Annotated in this window: 17 protein-coding genes; 7 read left to right on the top strand and 10 right to left on the bottom strand. The window is 46.4% G+C overall.

Features of this window, described 5'->3' with window-relative positions; genetic code table 11:
- The first annotated feature begins 108 nt into the window (after positions 1-108).
- Positions 109-1,182, top strand: coding sequence for a class II fructose-bisphosphate aldolase (gene fba, locus SIB41_RS06130; RefSeq protein ID WP_063403851.1), 1,074 nt, complete (start codon positions 109-111; stop codon positions 1,180-1,182).
- A 59-nt stretch (positions 1,183-1,241) separates the two neighbouring features.
- Here the strand turns inward: fba and SIB41_RS06125 are convergent, their stop codons facing one another.
- The 4 genes from SIB41_RS06125 to SIB41_RS06110 all read right to left on the bottom strand — a co-directional run bounded on the left by SIB41_RS06125 (position 1,242) and on the right by SIB41_RS06110 (position 8,308).
- Positions 1,242-2,219, bottom strand: a complete 978-nt coding sequence (locus tag SIB41_RS06125) for a S66 peptidase family protein (protein ID WP_413361252.1) — start codon at positions 2,217-2,219, stop codon at positions 1,242-1,244.
- Between the two features lie 6 nt (positions 2,220-2,225).
- Positions 2,226-2,879: a phosphoribosylformylglycinamidine synthase subunit PurQ gene (gene purQ, locus SIB41_RS06120; RefSeq protein WP_413361438.1), complete on the bottom strand. Its 654-nt coding sequence runs from the start codon at positions 2,877-2,879 to the stop codon at positions 2,226-2,228.
- A gap of 7 nt (positions 2,880-2,886) precedes the next feature.
- Positions 2,887-3,195 carry a phosphoribosylformylglycinamidine synthase subunit PurS gene (gene purS, locus SIB41_RS06115; RefSeq protein WP_413361250.1) on the bottom strand — a complete coding sequence of 103 codons (309 nt, stop codon included), beginning with the start codon at positions 3,193-3,195 and terminating at the stop codon, positions 2,887-2,889.
- Positions 3,196-3,571: 376 nt separating this feature from the next.
- Positions 3,572-8,308, bottom strand: a complete 4,737-nt coding sequence (locus SIB41_RS06110) for a 2-oxoacid:acceptor oxidoreductase family protein (protein WP_413361248.1) — start codon at positions 8,306-8,308, stop codon at positions 3,572-3,574.
- 596 nt (positions 8,309-8,904) lie between these two features.
- Between SIB41_RS06110 and SIB41_RS06105 the strand changes: the two genes are divergently transcribed.
- Entirely contained in the window at positions 8,905-10,206 is a 1,302-nt protein-coding gene (locus SIB41_RS06105; RefSeq protein WP_413361246.1) for a cation:proton antiporter, read from the top strand.
- Positions 10,207-10,503: 297 nt separating this feature from the next.
- Here SIB41_RS06105 and SIB41_RS06100 read toward each other — a convergent pair whose 3' ends face one another.
- Positions 10,504-11,727 carry a glycosyltransferase gene (locus SIB41_RS06100; protein WP_413361244.1) on the bottom strand — a complete coding sequence of 408 codons (1,224 nt, stop codon included), beginning with the start codon at positions 11,725-11,727 and terminating at the stop codon, positions 10,504-10,506.
- Positions 11,728-11,937: 210 nt separating this feature from the next.
- On the opposite strand from SIB41_RS06100, the gene SIB41_RS06095 reads away from it, so the two are divergent.
- Both SIB41_RS06095 and SIB41_RS06090 read left to right on the top strand, forming a co-directional pair.
- Entirely contained in the window at positions 11,938-12,120 is a 183-nt protein-coding gene (locus tag SIB41_RS06095) for a hypothetical protein (RefSeq protein WP_413361242.1), read from the top strand.
- Positions 12,121-12,461: 341 nt separating this feature from the next.
- Entirely contained in the window at positions 12,462-12,740 is a 279-nt protein-coding gene (locus SIB41_RS06090; protein ID WP_413361240.1) for a hypothetical protein, read from the top strand.
- A gap of 768 nt (positions 12,741-13,508) precedes the next feature.
- Here SIB41_RS06090 and SIB41_RS06085 read toward each other — a convergent pair.
- Positions 13,509-13,919 carry a hypothetical protein gene (locus SIB41_RS06085; protein ID WP_413361238.1) on the bottom strand — a complete coding sequence of 137 codons (411 nt, stop codon included), beginning with the start codon at positions 13,917-13,919 and terminating at the stop codon, positions 13,509-13,511.
- A 256-nt stretch (positions 13,920-14,175) separates the two neighbouring features.
- Complete coding sequence (locus tag SIB41_RS06080; protein WP_071818067.1) at positions 14,176-14,343, bottom strand: DUF4278 domain-containing protein; 168 nt, start codon at positions 14,341-14,343, stop codon at positions 14,176-14,178.
- A 15-nt stretch (positions 14,344-14,358) separates the two neighbouring features.
- Here SIB41_RS06080 and SIB41_RS06075 point away from each other — a divergent pair, with 15 nt between their 5' ends.
- The 3 genes from SIB41_RS06075 (at position 14,359) to SIB41_RS06065 (ending at position 17,261) form a co-directional block, all read left to right on the top strand.
- Positions 14,359-14,538, top strand: a complete 180-nt coding sequence (locus SIB41_RS06075; protein WP_413361236.1) for a hypothetical protein — start codon at positions 14,359-14,361, stop codon at positions 14,536-14,538.
- A gap of 887 nt (positions 14,539-15,425) precedes the next feature.
- The gene (locus tag SIB41_RS06070) at positions 15,426-16,205 is read left to right on the top strand and encodes an SIMPL domain-containing protein (protein ID WP_413361234.1); all 780 of its coding nucleotides are present in this window, start codon (positions 15,426-15,428) and stop codon (positions 16,203-16,205) included.
- Between the two features lie 543 nt (positions 16,206-16,748).
- A complete protein-coding gene (locus SIB41_RS06065; RefSeq protein WP_011129926.1) occupies positions 16,749-17,261 on the top strand; it encodes a hypothetical protein in 513 nt (170 codons plus the stop codon).
- A 409-nt stretch (positions 17,262-17,670) separates the two neighbouring features.
- Here the strand turns inward: SIB41_RS06065 and SIB41_RS06060 are convergent, their stop codons facing one another.
- The 3 genes from SIB41_RS06060 to SIB41_RS06050 form a co-directional block, all read right to left on the bottom strand.
- On the bottom strand, positions 17,671-18,381 hold the full coding sequence (locus SIB41_RS06060; RefSeq protein ID WP_413361232.1) for an SDR family NAD(P)-dependent oxidoreductase: 711 nt from the start codon (positions 18,379-18,381) through the stop codon (positions 17,671-17,673).
- A 52-nt stretch (positions 18,382-18,433) separates the two neighbouring features.
- Positions 18,434-18,625 carry a hypothetical protein gene (locus SIB41_RS06055; protein WP_413361230.1) on the bottom strand — a complete coding sequence of 64 codons (192 nt, stop codon included), beginning with the start codon at positions 18,623-18,625 and terminating at the stop codon, positions 18,434-18,436.
- A 538-nt stretch (positions 18,626-19,163) separates the two neighbouring features.
- On the bottom strand, positions 19,164-19,529 hold the full coding sequence (locus tag SIB41_RS06050) for a hypothetical protein (RefSeq protein ID WP_413361228.1): 366 nt from the start codon (positions 19,527-19,529) through the stop codon (positions 19,164-19,166).
- Positions 19,530-19,533: the final 4 nt, after the last annotated feature.

Here is a 19,533-nt window from a genome sequence, read left to right as displayed (position 1 = left end):
CTGATAGGGATAGGTGACAGTTCTGACCATCGTCTTATAAAGTCCGGGGCCGCAGGTCCAGGACTCTTTGCTTGAGAACTGGCCCCTACTGACACTACGGAGATCTCTATGGCCCTCGTTCCGCTAAGGCTTCTGCTTGACCATGCCGCAGAAAACGGCTATGGCATCCCTGCTTTCAACGTGAACAACCTCGAGCAGGTGCAGTCCATCATGGAAGCGGCTTACGAGACTGATAGCCCAGTGATCCTGCAGGCCTCCCGCGGTGCTCGAAGCTACGCAGGTGAAATCTTTTTAAGACATCTGATCATCGCCGCCGTTGAGACTTATCCAGACATCCCGGTTGTGATGCATCAAGACCACGGGAATAGCCCCTCAACATGCTTTGGTGCTGCAGCCAACGGGTTCACCTCTGTGATGATGGATGGTTCTCTTGAGGCAGACGCCAAGACACCTGCCAGCTACGAGTACAACGTTGCTGTCACAAAAGAAGTCGTAGGCGTGGCCCATGCCATTGGCGTAAGCGTGGAGGGTGAACTGGGCTGCCTGGGCTCCTTGGAAACAGGTATGGGTGAAGCCGAAGACGGCCACGGATTTGAAGGCAAGCTCGACCACAGCCAACTGCTCACCGACCCAGCTGAGGCCTCCGACTTCGTCGCTAAAACCAAAGTTGACGCTTTAGCAATCGCGATTGGAACCAGCCACGGCGCCTACAAATTCACGCGCAAACCCACTGGTGAAGTATTAGCGATCAGTCGAATTGCAGAAATCCATAAGGCCATCCCTAACACCCATTTAGTGATGCACGGTTCCTCTTCCGTTCCCCAGGAATGGCTGCAAATGATCAATAAATACGGAGGTGCAATCCCTGAGACCTATGGCGTTCCTGTCGAAGAGATCCAAGAAGGGATTCGCAATGGCGTGCGTAAGGTCAATATCGACACCGACAATCGCCTGGCTTTCACAGCTGCTGTGCGTGAAGCCTCTGTCGCTGATCCTGCCAACTTCGATCCACGCCACTTCAACAAACCTGCGCGTAAATATATGAAGCAGGTCTGTCTTGATCGCTATCAGCAGTTTTGGTGTGCCGGCAATGCCAGTAAAATTAAGCAACGTGATATCAACTATTACTCAGCCCTTTATGAGAAAGGGCAGCTTGATCCAAAAACCGCTGTTGCTGCATGATTAAGGCCAAATGAATCGCTGAGGGGGGCTGCGAGGCCTCCCTTTTTAATAAATATGGCTTAGGACAACAACATTAGAGATCCATTGCGTCCGTCGAGGCGCGCTATTGCTCCAAGAGGCAAGGCAAGATTCGGTTGGCCATGACCAACAGGAAGATCACTGACAATTGGCACGCCAAGAGAAGAAAGACGCTCCTCAAGGATGCCGACCATTGAGAAGTCTCCCGGGACAATCTCCCCTTTCCAGCTGAAACGGCCTGTAGCTACCGCCGCAACATCTCGTAGCAGCCCTGCGCTGCCCCATTGTGTGAGCATGCGATCAACTCTATAGGGTGCTTCACCTACATCCTCGAGCACTAATACGGCACCACGCAAATCAGGGAACCAGGGTGTTCCGATTAGATGTGTGGCCACGGTGAGATTGGTTACCACTAAAGGGCCTACAGCAATGCCTGGAATGACCCCAATGCCTGATATCGGGGCTACAGATTGACAAGACAACAGACCAACCGTTCGTTGCCATTGTTCGTCAGACCCAGTCATCGACCCATGGATGGCGCCGCGAGATCCCACACCCCACTGGGCCAATAACAGAGAACTGGAGTCTGAGAAGCCGAGGCTCCAAAGGGAGCGTCGTGGGAAATGGAACCCGTCCTCCAAAACCCTTGCGCTACCCCAACCAGAGCCGATGTAGACAATTCCATCAACATGAGGATCCCTCCACGCGGCCTCTAGTTCAGCGCGGCGCTGGGCATCTGTGCCAGAAAACCAATGCCATTGGCGATGCAACGATGGAGGCAATTCAAGGAGCCACCCCTGCGCCTTGCAACGCTCAACTAAAAAAGAAAAGTCTGTTTGAGGATCGATCCACGTACCAGTATTGACCGCCCGAATTCGTGAACCATCACGAAGTGGTGTTGGCGCCGCCAAAGGTGTCGAGGCATGAAAGGCTGGGGTCAATGTTCGCCCCAGCTTTGGCCAAGCCGAGGTTGCTGCTATAGCAGCCGGAAGCCCCATCAGCAGCGAGCGCCGTCGCATCGTGAATCAGCCAAGCAGTGATTGCAATAATCCTCTGCCATCCACACCACCAATCACAGGATCACAAGCCCGTTCAGGATGGGGCATTAAGCCAAGCACATTGCCAGTCTTGTTTGTAATTCCAGCGATATCAGCCACTGAACCATTGGGATTATTGACATAGCGCAAGGCGATAGCGTCATCGTCTTGTAGCTGGCAAAGGGTTTCGTTACTGCACTGATATCGACCCTCACCATGGGCAATGGGCAGGGTGAGAGAATCTTTTCGTTGATGACCCATTAGCCAAGGCGTGCGGTTGCTTTCCACAGTGAGCAAAGCATCCTCACAGATGAAATGAAGGCTTCGATTGCGGGTTAGAGCTCCAGGGAGCAGGCCTAGTTCAGTCAGAACCTGAAAGCCATTGCAGATGCCGAGCACCCTGCCGCCACGTGCAACAAATTCCACCAGCGACTCAAGCACCGGCGCAAAACGGGCAATTGCACCACAACGGAGGTAGTCGCCATAACTAAACCCGCCTGGAAGCACAACAGCATCAAGACCATTTAAATCACGGGTCTCATGCCAGAGAAAGCGCGTTGGGATGTTCAAGCATCCTTGCGCTGCCCAGCGCACATCGCGATCACAATTTGAGCCAGGGAAGACAACAACACCAATACTCATGGCTGCATTAAGCGGTGGTTGTAGGAACCGGCTGAAGCTCAAGACTCCAATCTTCAATCACGGGATTGGCAAACAGGCGATCACTGAGCAGTTCCAGCTGCTTGCGTGCTTCCGCTTCATTATCAGCCTCGAGTTCAAGATCAACAAACTTTCCGATCCGCAGTTTGCTGATGCCTTCCACCCCAAGGCGATTGGCAGCAGATCGAGCAGCCTCCCCAGCCGGGTCAAGCACTGAAGGACGCAGACTGACAAGAACGCGGGCATGAAATCGCGGCACGGTCTGGAGGAAGTGGATTGTGAAATCTTCGCAGCTCATGGCACCCTCTTTAAAGGATGAAAGCGCGTTTAAAACCTAGGCCACTAGGCCCGCACTGCTTGCGTGGTGAATGGTGATGCTTGATTCAACGATCAAAACAATGCAGGTGTAGGAGAAATACAACGCAAAAATTAATAGTTATCTGAGCATGACTATGCAGCCAAAGTCAAGATGAGCTGAATGGTCTTTAATGACCCTGACTGTTAGTTGTCTGGCTAATGGCAAGTAAAACTTTCTGACGAAGTCTTAACTTACAAGAGGATATGGATTGTTTGACTAAGTATGGGAGAAGTCTCTGGCAAAACAAGGCTAGAAATACTCTGTGGGACTCTATTTTGTCAATAATATAGATAAGGCTTGGCTGAAGTGAGATTGGCTAGTGGATGGGTTGTTGAATTTGTTCATTCATCAACTCTCTGCCTCGATTAATTAAGTCATCTCGAGTGAACTCACCAGAATCCAGCCTCTGCAATATGATCTTCTGTGCTGCATAGTCTTCATTGTGCAGCCCAGCACGGCTTTGCATCATCCGCCATGATTTACGGCGCTCTATATGGAAGAGAACCATCTGACGACTAACCGCATAATACTTAAATTTGCCATTGATTTCAGCCTTGAAATACACACCCCAATCAGGCACATAAGCATGATGATTCTCATTGAATACATTTCTGTAAATAACATCTTGCTGCCTAATTAGAGTAAGCATATTGTCGATATGTATAAACTCGTCAACTTGTGCTTCAGGAATCTCTTTGAGGTGTCTGCGAAAACGTGCTTCGGTAAGAGCCCAGTGAGCAACAGTGAGATTATATGGCTTTCCATCTGATTGATATTTAGCTGCCCTCCAGTCTCGATTGATTGAAGGGTTACCCTTGAGCTCAAAAGTTTCCTGGATGGTCTCGCCAGCGCGAGGATTATAGATAAACTCAGGCATTCCACGACTATCTCGAATCATACGAGCTTGATAGGCACTCATGTCGTCACCAATACCATGCTCTGGCTGACAAGATGTATAGCATTGGAAAAAGGCTGTACCACGATATTCAAGTCCATCAAGCATGGCCTTATACATTTTTCCTGAATTTGCCATAGAAACCTGGGCAATAAATGGCGAACCATGGCCAGTTGTAAATGCTTCTGCAACACTTTTCTTTTCCACGAGCTTACCTTGCGAAGCAACACCAAATTGGTTCATGTCATATCCACCCAACATGTTAGAGCTGTCGGAGTTTTGACCACCGGTGTTGGAATAGACCTGCGTATCAAGCATCAGTAATTTCACATTGGGACGGTTTTGCAAGACGACCTTTGAAACGTTTTGGAAGCCTATATCGCCCATAGCTCCATCTCCACCAATCGCCCAAACTTTAGGTAACTCACGTATTTCCTGATCAGTCATGAGTGAGTCATCAAGATGAGTTAGCTCGAAGTATTCACGCTCACTACAAACATTGATGTCACGATCAAGAAGTGCTGTAGCAAGTCGTTCCGGAGTTACAGATCGACGTGCATGATTGAGGACAGCAGATTCTCCTATCAGCCAACTAATGGTTGCGCCATCCTGAAATAAGGAATTCATCCAGGGGTATGGATGAGGATTGGAGGGAGGAGTAGAGCCGTAAACCGTATTGCAGCCAGTGTGAGCACCCATATACATCGTGCACATTCCATTTGCCATACGTCCATCAACTGCCTGTAGATCACAGTGATTAAAGGCATCCTGATTGAGGACTGTTACCAGAGCTGTGATGACTTCTTGGTCAGTGATCTCACCAAATCTATTGAGCCGAAGAGTTGTATCATGTTCGTTTTCACCACCAAGACCCATTACTGCATGGGCTACAGAACGCTTAAACCAACTATATTCATCATCATCTTGAGTCTTTAGAGTTGCCAACCTTGTGACACCACATTTTTCTAATAGTTTTGCTTTTTTGCGTAAGCGCTCCGCTTTTTGGTGATAAATGGGTCGCATGTATGCCTCTGTGATAGAAGCAGCAGCCCTCAGCACACTTTTTTCACCACAACCTGCACAAGCACCGTCTCCAGAGACAAGAGACTCGTAATTACTCCGTACCATCAAGTGCTTCCGCAGGGCTGATTCAAGTGAAGACTCTGGTGATTCAGACTGATATTGCCCAAGAAACTTTTGACTGGTATCTGGTAATAAGCGGCTAAAAACTTGGGCAGTTGTAAGATCGGCATTAAGTTCAGGCGTATCCTGCTTCATTCGCAAGGCATCATGTTCTCCACAAACCTGAACACACTCCCCACATCCTTTGCAGAGGTCGCTAACAAAAATAGAAAAGATACCCCCACTACCAGGATTCTTCTTCTCGAGACTTTTGTAAATACTAGGGGTGTTGTTATATGCAAGTGGTAACTTGTCAACAATATCAATTAGCTGCCTACGTGAGGCTTCATCGATTGATGTAAGCTCATCTAACTCATTACTTAGAATAGTTTTAAAAGGCTGTTTGGTTTTGGATGCAACATTGTCATTCATTTTTTCGTGGCAACGTTGATCTAATCCAGGCACCTCCTTCAGAAGTTGCTTCGATGCATTCTCGTCAGTGACATAATTGCGTATGGCAGTGACAAGAATTGTACTTACATCCTGTGCTGTATTAGGCAAGGCAGTATCAGGACAGGCAGCGATACATTCCATGCATTGAGTACAATTCTCTGCGATGTAAATTGGGGTTTCGCGCCTGGCTACATATTTACTTTGTGTCGCGCCACTGGCAGGTCCCATAACAGATAAGCTTGCAAAAGCACCTGATGGTTGGTGATAGCCCAAGTCGTTTCGGAATTCTGAATCAAATTTCTGCAGTGTTTGGAATGGTGACCTATTGGCTTGTCCATCAGGCATCGAACAAGACGAACAACCACTAGCAGCACAACCTGCAGTTGCTGGAATCTCAATGAGAGCAGCATCCTTTGGTGCAAGCATGGGGTTGCGCATGCTTGAAGTGTCTACATCCTTATTTTTTCCATAAGCAATTTCCTCAACCCGTTCAAAGCCACCAGCCATAACCTTCATGTTTGAATCAACTACCGCGTCACCAAAGCGCCCGAACTTCTTTTGATATTGGTTGCGAACAACCTCTTTATACGCGGCCTCACTAATCTCGTGATCCTGCAAAAAGGTTGAAACTTTGAAGAATGCACCAAGGAAGGAGTTTCCTTGCATCCTTAATTGCAGATCAGTTCGAGTTGTTGCTTCTCGAGCGATATCGAATCCAGGCAGAATAAATACACGAATACCGTTATCCTTGATGAATTTGCGATATTTTGAGGGGATTCGCTCCCAGGCTTCAGCCGCGGGCTCACTTGATTCCCATACAAGACAACCGCCTTTATTTAAACCCGCAAGCGGATTAGTATGTGTGAATGCTTTGGGGTCACAGCAGAGCACTACATCAACATGATTGAGCTCACAATTCACTTGTATCTTTTCAGCCGCAACTGTTAGGAAATAATTAGTAGGGGCTCCTTTCTTTTCGGAGCCATACTTGGGGTTGGCCATAATGAAGAGCTTCTCTTCTAATTGGCCATGTTGATCATAGGTTGGATCACGTTCGGAAATCATTTGCCCAAACTTACCGATAATTTCACCAAGGTTTTTACCCGTGGTGATCATTCCCCAGCCTCCAATCGAATGGAATCGAACAGCAATCGCTCCATTCGGTAATAGCGATGGTGTGTCTTTAGAAACCACGCTATAGGGGTGGTCAATACCTAGTGTGAAATAAGCTTCGCCATCAGCTGCACTTTTGCCGTCTTTCCGGGCAATCCCCCCAGTGGCATATTCAAAAGCTCCGATGATATGTTCTGGTCGAAAATCTCTAGAGCCAAGCCCATAACTTCCGCGAAAAATTCTTGGTGTTTGCTCAAGTGTTATTGCAGGCATCATGCCTCCATACTGTGCAGACTCCTGTCCTTTACTTAGAGCAGTGCGGATGTCTCGACCTAATGGATTATCACCAGCCAAGCCTTCATCTGTTCGTTCTAAAATAATGACATTCTTTTTGCCACGCAAAGCATTAATTACTGCCGCTTCAGGGAAGGGACGTAAAACATTTATATGAATAGAACCAACCTTGGCATTGCGTTGCTCACTTAGGTAATCGCATGCCGCTTCAATATTTTCAGCTGCACAACCAAGAGAAATAAAGACTGTATCCGCTCCCTCGGTTTTATATTCTTGAATAAGCCCGTAGTTGCGGCCTGTTAACTGAGCAAACTCTAGATAGCATTGCTCAAGGAATTTAAGAATTGGTTCATTGAAATTATTACGACGTGCTATGACACCATTCATATGGTGCTCTTGATTTTGAACAGGACCTAAAAGCACCGGATTCTTTAAATCCAACATTTCGGGGACTCGGCGACGCCGAACTCCGAACAGTTCTCTTTGGGCTTGTGAAGGGCAATCTATCTGGTCATCTGGTGCACCCAGATATTCACGTAATAGATCCGCTTCTGGGGCTCGATAAGTACGCTCAGAATGGGTGGTCAACATCCCATCTTGAATATTCATTCCTGGATTTAAGGCTAATTCATTACATTTACGAAGAATAATTGCCTGATCTGCAGCTTGCTGTGCATCTCTAGCAATTAACATCGTCCATCCAGTATCTAGAGCTGCATTGAAATCATCATGGCCACAGTGAACATTAAGTGCATGCTTGGTCAGGGCTCGAGCTCCAACCTCCAAAACCATCGTCGAGAGCTTTCCTGGTGCGTGGTAATACTGCTCCATTGCATATACAATTCCCTGTCCAGATGTGAAGTTAACTGTGCGCTTGCCAGTCATCGCTACCGCAGTAGCACCGCCTTGCGCTGCATGTTCACCTTCTGCCTCAACAGATAACTTTTGGTTTCCCCATACATCAAGAGCCCCTTCTGCAAAAGACTGTTGATATATTTCACCCCCCTCTGTTGAGGGTGTAATTGGGTAATAGACACCTCCTTCTGTAATGCGCGTTTCTACCCACTTGGTGACAAGATGATTGCCATTACACGTCACCGGAATTCCTGGATACTTGGGGTTATCACCCCCCAGTACTGCTGGAACTATCTCCTGTTCTACGGTTTGATCTGCCATACGTAGAAATCAACGATGGAACATCTGCTGTGTGCGTAAAATCTACTGAAATCTGTGAACAGATTGCAGCACTTGATCAAAGAGAGGGAAAGAACACCGAAGCTCAGGCCCCAACGAGTCGATTCTAAAAAAGCTTAAGCCTCGCCCGTTTTGCCAATGTCAGTCTTGAGGCTTGCCTTGATTTTTTCAAGAGCTGGGGTCTCTGCTATCAACCCCTAAAGATAGTGAACTGTTCTTCCTGGCTGCATCACCTGGGAGAACAGGGGATGTTGCCTCATTCTGTTTTTAGAGGTTCTCAGGTACTGACTCTGTTGTTTTCAAGTACACCACACCATGAGACCTCCTGGTATGACTAGGGAATAGTCCTATATTGCATCTAAAAGTACAAAGTCCTGTGCTTGCTTGCCGCTCATCAAAACCCATAGCTATCAACATTTCTGTCGTTCCTTGCCTTCGCAATAGCGCCTTCATCAAGGCCTATTGAATGATTGGTTGAAACAGACCACCTCTTTTGAAGGTCAGTAGCAAAGCATCGAGGCAAACCGCTCAAGGGGCCTGAATCGGTTTCACAGAAATTCCACCAACAAGATCTGAACATGGATGGTGGATTTCGAGATCTACACCCGAATTATGGGCAGCATCAAGGGGACTCAAACTCACCACTAGCCGTGCTCCACAGCGACCTTGACCTGGCAGTGATCAGTTTAGTGATCTTCGCCTATTGCCTGCTTTCAAGACGATTGTCCAGGACAGCAGTCTCTGGACCACTGGTCTTTGTTGCGCTGGGCTTAGTTCTTGGCCCTGCCAACCTGGGCTGGCTCAACATCTCATTGGATTCAGCACTGCTAAGGCGTCTGGCAGAGATCACATTGGGTCTCGTGTTGTTTACCGATGCAGCAGCATTGGACTGGACAGTGTTACGTAACAGTGCCCGCCTGCCAATGCGCCTGCTGCTGCTCGGACTGCCACTCAGCATTCTGATGGGTTTCGTGGTGGCCAGATTGATATTGCCTGAACTAAGCCTGATTGAAGCAGCACTACTTGCTGTGGTGCTCGCTCCAACAGATGCGGCACTTGGCGAAGCGGTGACCACCAACCTCGAAGTACCAGAAGCTATCCGCGAAGACCTCAATGTTGAAAGTGGCCTCAATGACGGAATTTGTGTTCCTATGTTGTTGTGCTTTCTTGGTATATCAACTGGTCATCTTGACCAGTTCAATGGACCGAAGGATGCATTGCAGAGCTTTGCCCAGCTGCTTGTCAGTGAAATAGGTCTCGGCCTCGTGATAGGAGCCTTTGTTGGATTATTGGGTAGTTGGTTAAGGGATCAGGCAGAACAACGCAAATGGATTGCTGAGGATTGGAGGCCTTTGATCACAGTGGCCCTGGCTCTGAGTGCCTACACCCTCGCCCAAACCCTTCATGGGAGCGGATTCATTTCCTGTTTCATCGCTGGTCTTTTTTATGGGATCTGCAGTCGCAAAGAACTCAAGAACGGTGAGATGGTGGCTTCCCTGGCAATGGGGGACATGTTGGCCCTACTGACCTGGGTTTTATTTGGCAGTGCCATGGTGCCGGATGCCTGGAGCCACATCACAGTCGCAAGTGTGGTCTATGGGGCTTTAAGCCTGACACTAGTGCGCGTTCTTCCCGTTGCCTTAGTAACCAGCGGCCTTGGACTTGATCACTGGACGAAACTCTTCGTTGGTTGGTTTGGGCCAAGAGGTTTAGCCAGCATTGTGTTTGTTGTGATGGTGGTAGACGCGGCGCTTCCAAGCGCACAAGCGATTCTTACCACCACAACGGTCACCATTGTTTTGAGTGTGATTGCCCATGGCATTACAGCTAACCGGTTTTCGATGTTCTACGGCCGTTGGGAAAGAAGCCATGCAGGCTGAAGTAAAGAAGATTGAGTTTATAAAGACTAAACAAAAAAGACGAAAGCCCAAAAGGACAAGCTAGTCAAATGAACGATATATTGAAATGAAAGTATCTACAGTAATGATGCTCAGGATTAGGGCTGGAGATGGTTGAATGACATGCCTGTCAATATCATTAGTGCTTGGAATTGTCAAAGATAATGAATGATAGAAATATGAGCCTATTGAGTGTTCTGCTGGAAGATGAATGAATTTAATTCTAGTAATAATTAATAGTTGATGCGACTTGCCTAACTAATGGCTAGCTAACACTTCTTAAGCCAAGGAACGGCCTTTCCAGGTCCAATCGCGTCCAGTCAGTGTTCTCCAAACTGAAGTTGGTCCAAGCAAGCCAATAAGGATGCCACCTGCACTCATCAACCACCAATTCGTTAATGGTACCTCGAATTTTTGACGTGTCCAAAGACGTAGAATGAACTGAAGTAATACACCAATTACTGAAAAAGTAAAGGCAATTAATAGTGCCCCATAAAAAGGGATCCAGAGCAGGCAAACTATGATCAGCAACAATACTAGCCAGGGGCCTGTGAACATCCAGAACACTAGTGCTGATGCTCCGATTGCTTTGACGACACTGCTATCTAGGCCAAGAAACCAATTCTTGCTCCAGCCTTCCCAAAGCGCAGGAAAATTGTCGTACATCCGCAATTGCAATGCATCTAACCCAAGCAGATAACGCAGTCGAAAGCCCCCGCTTTTCACTCTACGAGCTAGAGCCAGATCCTCTATCACCACCTCAGCCAGTGCACGATGACCACCAATCTCCTCATATGTTGATCGGCGAAATAACATAAATGGTCCAGCGGCAAATGCTGTTGATTCAGCTGGATCATTGGCGGCTTTAATCGGAAAACCTACAGCCAAAAGACAGGCCATGATCGGTTGCACCATCCATTCAGCAGAGCAGCTGCAGTTAATACGTGGTACCAGGCTCAGCAGATCTGCTTCTTCCTCAATTGCCTGATTCAGTGCACGCTTGAGGGTTTCTGGGTGAAGCTCCACATCTGCATCTACAAACAGCACCCAGGTGCTACTTACAAGCTCCATTGCACGTGAGCAGGCCCAGTTCTTGCCTACCCAACGCTGCGCCAAGGGTCTTGGTCCGGCGTTCAAAATTGTAAAGCGACCTTCCTCGAGCTTTAAGACTGAGGCAACAGCGCTTGCAACTTGAACGGTTTCATCAGTACTCCCGTCATCAACCAACAACACTCTCCAGTTATTGCAGGGTGGATCACTGGCCAAAATGCTGCTCAGGCACACCTTGATGTTGGTGGCCTCGTTATAAGCAGGAACAACCACTGTGAGCTCCGTTCTCTTGAGGGTTTCCCCCTTGCTAGTAGGTGGCTGCCCAGGCTGAAACTGCTTGGAATTTAAGGTTGGAGCATTTTGGAACACACGTACTAGACTGAACAGCAGCAGTAATAAGCCGAGTGCTGCTCCTGCAGCAAAGACAATCAAGATCCAAGTAAGGATCAACAAAATTGTTTCCCTAAAAAGTCCTTCTATCAAATCATCTCAAGGAGTAATCGCGGAAATCAGTTCCATAGGCATTTGCGGTGAAAGCTGGAATGACCAGTTAACTCTGTAATCAAAATCACAGGTCGCCATGAGCACAGTCACTAACTAACTGATAAAAGTCATAGATAATCATTGTATCAATGAAGTAATGATCATCATTTGGTCAAACCCATGACAACAAATAAATTTGAATTAGAGATCGAAAAGATCATCACACTCAGCATTGCGATTGGCTTTGTAACAACTGTTGCTAAATCAGCTTTTACAGAAGTCAATGCGCAGTTGAATACCAACTCAAATACTGCAGGCCTTCCCTTTGAAAGACTGCATAACGAAGTTAAGGCGAAGAACTGAGATTGCCTTAATAAGACTTACTAATCCATGTTTGCTGATTGCTTTTATTTGCAAAAGCAAAATATAATTTTCTAATATTAGGTGTATTTGCTCGTAAATTCTTTGTTGGTAATAATCAAAGCCGACTTTTTACGAGCTTGCCTATATGCCGATGTTTCTATGCATGCACGTACAAGCAGGTGCCACAATGGCTGAGGTTCCTTTGCGCAGGGTGTCCCGCATTGTCAGTCGAGAAGCCCATTGAGCCAAGCACTGTGATGCAGTTTCAGACCGAGAAATTGCGTAGAACAATCCAGGAGTGTCAGGAGGTTGACACCCTACGTGGCATCGCAATGCAATTGTTGCAACTTCACGAGAAAAAAAGCGCAATTGCAGAGTGGGCAACAAAAAAGGGAGTTGATGCTGAATGTCGAGCACTTGTGGCCGAGATGGGCAACAACAACAAGCTGGCCAACACTTTTCAAATAATACGAAGTGACGGCCAATCAGATGAGATCGCTGGTAGGTATTTTTCCAGCTATGACGAGGCACATACTGTCTTGGAAAGATATTATGCTGATCTCAGCTGTTGCGATGAGGATGAAAGAGAATACTATGACATTGTTGAGGTAAATAGCTAAGGCATGATGCCTAAGCCACCCCTTATCATTATTTCAAATGGAAGTATTTGCCTAAAACAAGAAAGGAAATTCAGCATCGCATCTTCCTTGTTGATCTTATCAAAACTGAGAAGTAACTAAGGGGAAATGCTTGATGAAAAGCGGAAACAGCACTTTGGTTTAAGCGACAAACTAATTACTTCATTCTTGTTTATTCAGTCGATGTGAATGAAAAAAAAGATTCTGGAAATTAATTCACTATGCAGAAAGTTGACACACAAATCTAAATGCATACAGCTAAGGACTATCTTGTTGAATCAACAGATCTGAAAAGCCTTGGTAGGCCTATCTATGGTTTTTTACCAGGGCAAATCCCAGCCCATTCGACCAAATAGCCAAATTCCTAAGGTGACCTTGGCTCCAGTTGTTAAAAGCCACCAGCCCAAGAGCTGCTTTTTAGTAAAGCCAAACAGCATTTTGACAAGACCTTAGTCATTACCATTCATAGCCCACCAAGCGGTCTGTTAGCTACCAGCTGTAGTGGTTAGTCAAAAAAGAGCCCCCAGCTGTCGGTCTGGAGGCCTGTATACCTTGCTCAGTTCAAATCAAAACGCGCTCAATAGCCTTGCGCTCTCGTAAGTAATACTCATTGCTGTATCTCGAATCAGCTGGTTTGCAGGAGGAGAAACCAACCTCGCTTACTGGGATATGTGAGGGCGGCCAGCTCTGGGCATGGTCCAGTGATAATTGGGGAGGCTTGCCAACATACAAGATAAAAAAGAAGCTCAATCAATCGGCATCTGGTTCCGCTTTGATTCTGTAATAGCGATCAACGCCGAGCCATTTCCAAGTTGCTCTAGCTGACTTTGGCCCCATAAAGGCAGCCAAAAGAATGATTGGTAAAGACACCCAGACAACTCCTGCTTGAAACGTTAGCCAAATAAGCCATCCAACAAATACAAGTTGAAGCAGACCAAGGATGGTAAAAACTGTTCCTCTGGGGTAGCGGAAGCCTTTGTAGAGAAGAACTGTGCACATGCCAAGGGTGAATGCTGGGGGCATCGCCAAAGCGATGTTCTTCACCCAGAACTCAAGCAGAGACGTATCTCCATAGATGGGGATACCGCTCAATGAGGGGTTAGTGGCCAGTAGTGCTAGCAGGAATATGACGGTTAGACCTGCGGCGAGTTGACGACTCATGGCTTCGTTGGAACACCCCCTGGAGATAGCAGGTTCTGATGACACTCGCAGTGACTTGGTGGAAAACCAAGTCAAGCAATCCTGGCATCCACAAGTCCCGTACTGAGAAGTAGAAACAAGATGACTTGATGATTGCGAAAAAGCTTTGCAACAAAGCTGCAAACAGTTGAGAGGCGCTAGACAAGCTCAGACCACAAAAAAGCCCCGACGAGCGGGGCGAAGTCAAAGGGTTTTTCAGAAGTGATTGCCAAATGAATTACTTCTGGTACTCCTGTCCGCGATAGGTGAGCACAGGATGGGTCTGGGCTGCTTTCAGCTTGTTGTTTGCGTAGACAGTGCGGCGGTATGTCAGTTCTACGAGTTGCTTAGGTGCAACTTCTTTGTGCTGGGCATACTGCTGGCCGCGATAAAGAAGCGTGGTCATGATTCAGAGTCCGAAATGACGTCCAAGTCCCCGTTCCATGGCTTGGCTCGAACTGCGCCCTGCAATGATCAGGGTGAACGTTTTGGTAGCTATCGCTACAAAACAATTATGCACTCTGCGCGGCAGGGTTGGTTGTTCATGCGGATACAAAATCCTGCATGGATGGCGCCTCTTCGCTTTGGATTACAACTGTGAAGCTGTTCTGGAAATCTAGATTCGGTCTGAATTCTCTCTAAAGCTGTCATTACCGAAGCGACCATTCATGACTTTTATCGGGCCGTGGTCGCAACAAATCTTTACGGGTATGGATGAATGGGGGTAAGCATCCTTGCAGAACTTACAGCAAGTTTCGCGATTGATTTCTTGATCGAATGTGTGTTGGTCCTTAAAAGGGAGCTAATCAGAGTGAATGAGAACTGGGCATATTTCAACCAAAGAATTAGTGACAAGATTCAACAGTAGAAATACTTGAAATCGTCAGTAAGGCAGCAGGCTCTGCTGGCCTCCCTCAGCGGGCCGGCATTCAGCTCAGTCCTAATGAGCACCTCTCCTAAATGAGACGAGAAAAACTGAGAATCACAATAAAAAATCCCCTTGGTTTCCGGACCCAGGGGATTGGACGCCGTCCATGGCTAACTTCGCATCTGCTTGGGGAAGAAGCTGTAATCAAGGCACCAAGCGAACGTGCCGAATGTATCGATCATCCTGATCAGTATTCACTATTCCCCTGAGCTACGTATTTATTTTCAAGTTTTGGGATTGCCAAAAGTATAAATATCAAGAGTCATAAGCATAGTAACGTATAAATAAATTGAACAAACCAATAAAAAATGATTACTGAACTGTGCACACATAAAATGGAATGAAAGATCTAACGGTCGCTTTGCATGCATCAAATTTCAAAAAAGAAAGAAGAGGGGCGTTGGAGTGGATGGGATTAAAGAAAGAAAAATATCAACAAGCGAATCAGATTATTGTGACTATCAACATTCTCGTGCAAGTCTAACAAGGTTAATTTAATAGAAAATTGACTAACCATTGGCACGAAAATTATTAGGATGCCTCAATAGAGTCAGCCAGTTATGACCTCACCGCAAAGTCGAAGCTTGCTAAGCAAGTGTACTGATAATACTTGGCAGCTGCTGCGACGCACTCCACCACTGGTCTTTGCAACGGCTGTTTTCGTGTGCGGCATCGTCGCGGCATCTTCAATCTTAGTGAAGGGAATTCGCAGTAGTAATGACACAATTACTGTCACCGGAGCCAGTACGGAGCGGATTACGAGCGACTATGTCGATTGGTCTGTAAATGTTAAACAAACTGGTTACAACCAGCAGACTTCCTATCAGCTGCTAAAACCATCGCTAGAAAAAACGATTGTCTTTCTAAAAGCTAATGGGGTCAATCCTGATGAGATAGAATTAGGAACTGTTAGGTCTAATAAAGATCAAGTTCGCAATCCAAAAACGGGAGAACTTCTATCAACAACTTGGACGACAACTCAAGCTGTTCTGATCGGAAGTTGGGATGTTAAAAAAATCCACATGATTTCAGGAAAGATCAGTGCCCTAATTGGTGAAGGGGTACCTCTTTCAATTAATCGACCCTCCTACACTTTTACAAAACTTGCAGCCAAGCGAGTTGACATGCTCGCAAAAGCTACTCGTGATGCACGGAAACGTGCAAAGGCTATTGCCCAGGAGGCAGGCTCGAGTATTGGCGCAATTACCAACGCCGATACCGGCACATTCCAGATCACAGTGCCTAACTCTACACAAATGAGTAGTTATGGATCATACGATACCAGCACAATCAAAAAAGACATCACCGCGGTTATGGGGGTAACATTTCGGGTTGAATGAAGACTGAATAAGTCTATAGAGTTGAGGTTTTATCTTATTAATAATAATAAGATTGCTGATTGTACTAAAATGAGTAATTCCATGGATTGTGCTAATACATTGCCAGTGATTTTTTATTCTTTTTCATTGATAGCCTGATTCGAAATGAAGAGTCTTATTTAAAGTTCTGTAATGCTTGAGCCAAAACAGTACATTGCATGATCAGGATAGGGATTGTCAAGAATTTGATTGCATGCTTGCTAAATGATCCAGTACTAGCTAGTAAATATGAGCATCATTCGCAATGTTTTTTTCTAATGATCTAGAATTGAAAAGAGAATCTATTCAATGCAGGGCAACCATTGCCAGCCAATTGCCAATAGTCTTGAACGATCGTCCTCAGCCTTCACCCCAGCCAGTTTCAGGGAATTTTATTGAATTCAATGCTAAAGATAATGCAATTACACAACAATATTGAGCAGGATGAATCAATCCCAATGATGATTGGGTGCATCATCAGTTACCTACACTGATGATAAGCATAACTACCTTATTGCTACGGCCATGACCCGCGAACGAGATCCCTTCCGCATCCCACGAGCAGGACTAGAGATCGCGGCGATTGCAGGCCTTACATCGATTGATATCAACCTCAATGGAGGAGCCATCAATGGTGGCGAAATCGTTGCCGAGTCAACGCTCGGCGGGATGGCCGTCTATGCCATCTACCAAACTCTTCTGAGCGGATTAAGAACCGAAGCATTGCGCAAGCGGGGTGCGATCAGCCGCACCGTACAAATCCAAATGATAAGTACAACTGTCTGGGAATCCGTTAAACAGGGTGCCGCAGTCAGCGTCTTGTTGGGTGTATTGCTACTGGTGTTCCCTTGGTTGAGCCTCCCACTCTCAATCATGGGTATGGTCGGCATGGGTGTCGCCTCTATTGAATTGTTCAACGCGTTCTGGGATGGTCTTGATGCAATGCAGCGAGCTGAGCTTCATGCTGCATCAATGGAAGCCGGAGTGAATCTACGTCGCTTTCTGAATGGTGATCAGCCTGATGTTCAATTTTTTTAAATCAAAACGAGCACTTCTACGCAAGCTTTCATTTGTCTGGGCTTCTGCAGAAGCCTCACCCTCATGAACCTCCTGTCTAGACATCTCCAATGAAGGAAAGTTTGTTAGTCGCATTGATCTTTCGCTCACCGCCATATCTAGACCGCGAGACCCTGAACTTCTTCAGTATGAGTGATTTTTAAACAGAAGCAGACTAGAATCAATAATAAAAAGTTAAACTCAAGTAAAGATTGTCTTGTTTGCCCACTTTGTTATCTTTAATTGTTGCCAATTAGTGAGAGTACATTCCTGTTCTTATCCTTATGTCTACGATTCTTATCGCAAAGAATCCATATTATCGAAGTGGTTTGGAAAGTTTTGCTCGTCATTTCTTTGCCAATAACAAAGTCTCATCAACTCTACTAAGAGTTTAGATCTCATGTGTGCAGTTTATGCTCAGTTCAAACGGTACACAACTGTTAGGTAGCTGTAGCAAATTTGAGCTCAAAGAGGCGATGTCATCAGGCTGAGTCATCGCCTCTTTGGGCAAAGACTTAACCCTGGCAGCCATATCGGTATTGACCCAACCTGGACAAATCGCTGTCACGCGGATGCCTTGCTCCCATCCTTCGTTACGCATGGTCTGACAAAGGCCCATCAGAGCAAACTTACTTACGGTGTAGCCAGCCAAGCGGCCCTTGGAGCGCTTGCCACTCATTGACACCAACACAATGATTCGCGCCTCAGCATGACATTCAAGCTGAGACCAAGCAGCGCGGCTGAGCATCCATGGGCCCATGACATTCACCTGCCAGAGCTGATCAATCTCATGCTGCTGGTTATCATTAAACCGTATGGGCGTGCGATGAAATATGCCTGCACAGTGAATTAAACTATCGAAGCCATTGAAATGAGCCAAGCTTGCCGATACCCAGCTTTCGGCAGCGTTAACGTCCTGAGCTTCATAGGGATGTAGGAACACTTGTTCAGAACCAGCGATTGCCGGGTCAAGTGAGCTACCAATTAGGCATTTAGGGTCCCGTAGGCCAAGGCTAAGACGATGGCCATCAGCCAACATTCGTTCGGCAATTGCTCGGCCGATACCTCGACTGGCACCACTGATCAAGATGGTGCGCATCATTCCTGAATGGTCGTAAATCCAAAAACATTATTGCTGGGAGTTCTCATGATGCTCATAACTCTGCAGAATCTGAAAATCTTTTGATGAAATCCTGCTCCACCCAGGCAATCAAAGCCCATGCAACGGAGCAAGCGGTCGCGGGGAACCATTGTTGTTTAATCAGGTCGATAAGCGCAAGCGTGCTTGCGGTGATGGCTAATCCCCGAAGTCCAAAACGTGAGAATCGCAGAAGTTGGTTGTTCATTAGTTTCTTTTCTCCTTTAACAATACTGAGTAAAAAGCCAACTCAACTAGGGAGTGATCAGCTGTTCTGATTTTGAAAGGTTTTGATGCTGCCGGGAGTCGGCTAGATCAATCAATTCGAATGACTAAGAGTTTTAACTTTGAACCCAGAGTTAAGGGCTGAGTCAAAAGCTTCACTTTCCTCTAATGACGAGATGGCGAAATTCAACTTAAGAAGATCCTTACATGTAGTAACTCGATGCAGAATCAGAAATGATAAAAGTGCTACGTATGTTTATCGGCTAAAGAATCAAGAGCATCATATCGGAATCACACTAGTTCATTTTACCGAGGCTGAAAGTAGTGACAGTTTCACCTTAGCAACCACGAGTAACGGCAGAGAGGGGCAAAAAACAGACAGTGCAGATCAACATCAAAACCGAAGGATAGAAAGCCATCGTGAAACCAAGCGCTCTTCCTACCGCACCACGTCGATAGCCTGCAAAGAAGAGAACTCTCCCTAGTGCAAAAGACAATGCTGCTAGCGGTACGACAGACAATCATGCTGAGGGCATAACGAATGTCCAAGTGCCATAAACGAATGCTGCTAGGACCGACTGCTCAAGGGTATTTTGAAGAAGATACTGGAGGAGGATGGCTCGATCAGAATCTGTTCTAAGACCTTTTCCATCCAGCTCGTCTGGGCTAAAGAAGCGATGCTTTGCAAGACGGCCAATCGAAAAAGTAAGGCAGAGAGCAAGAATGATTAGTGATTTAAACAGAACAGAACTTTTTTCTAAGAGTGCAAGATTGGAATGGAAATTAAACGGATTTAGCAAAATTCCGAAAATAATAATCCCTATCGAAATTGCTGTGCCAGTGAGCATTCCATGAAGGACACCACTCTGTTTAATTGAAAGTTCCATTGTT

This window comes from Prochlorococcus sp. MIT 1201, from assembly GCF_047303415.1.
Classification (GTDB): domain Bacteria; phylum Cyanobacteriota; class Cyanobacteriia; order PCC-6307; family Cyanobiaceae; genus Prochlorococcus; species Prochlorococcus marinus_D.
This window is presented reverse-complemented; position numbering and strand designations above follow the sequence as displayed.

Coding starts and splice junctions, on each gene's coding strand:
- fba (WP_063403851.1), top strand. CDS start 109: ATGGCCCTCGTTCCGCTAAGGCTTCTGCTTGACCATGCCGCAGAAAAC.
- SIB41_RS06125 (WP_413361252.1), bottom strand. CDS start 2,219: ATGCGACGGCGCTCGCTGCTGATGGGGCTTCCGGCTGCTATAGCAGCA.
- purQ (WP_413361438.1), bottom strand. CDS start 2,879: ATGAGTATTGGTGTTGTTGTCTTCCCTGGCTCAAATTGTGATCGCGAT.
- purS (WP_413361250.1), bottom strand. CDS start 3,195: ATGAGCTGCGAAGATTTCACAATCCACTTCCTCCAGACCGTGCCGCGA.
- SIB41_RS06110 (WP_413361248.1), bottom strand. CDS start 8,308: ATGGCAGATCAAACCGTAGAACAGGAGATAGTTCCAGCAGTACTGGGG.
- SIB41_RS06105 (WP_413361246.1), top strand. CDS start 8,905: ATGGATGGTGGATTTCGAGATCTACACCCGAATTATGGGCAGCATCAA.
- SIB41_RS06095 (WP_413361242.1), top strand. CDS start 11,938: ATGACAACAAATAAATTTGAATTAGAGATCGAAAAGATCATCACACTC.
- SIB41_RS06085 (WP_413361238.1), bottom strand. CDS start 13,919: ATGAGTCGTCAACTCGCCGCAGGTCTAACCGTCATATTCCTGCTAGCA.
- SIB41_RS06080 (WP_071818067.1), bottom strand. CDS start 14,343: ATGACCACGCTTCTTTATCGCGGCCAGCAGTATGCCCAGCACAAAGAA.
- SIB41_RS06075 (WP_413361236.1), top strand. CDS start 14,359: ATGACGTCCAAGTCCCCGTTCCATGGCTTGGCTCGAACTGCGCCCTGC.
- SIB41_RS06070 (WP_413361234.1), top strand. CDS start 15,426: ATGACCTCACCGCAAAGTCGAAGCTTGCTAAGCAAGTGTACTGATAAT.
- SIB41_RS06065 (WP_011129926.1), top strand. CDS start 16,749: ATGACCCGCGAACGAGATCCCTTCCGCATCCCACGAGCAGGACTAGAG.
- SIB41_RS06060 (WP_413361232.1), bottom strand. CDS start 18,381: ATGATGCGCACCATCTTGATCAGTGGTGCCAGTCGAGGTATCGGCCGA.
- SIB41_RS06055 (WP_413361230.1), bottom strand. CDS start 18,625: ATGAACAACCAACTTCTGCGATTCTCACGTTTTGGACTTCGGGGATTA.
- SIB41_RS06050 (WP_413361228.1), bottom strand. CDS start 19,529: ATGGAACTTTCAATTAAACAGAGTGGTGTCCTTCATGGAATGCTCACT.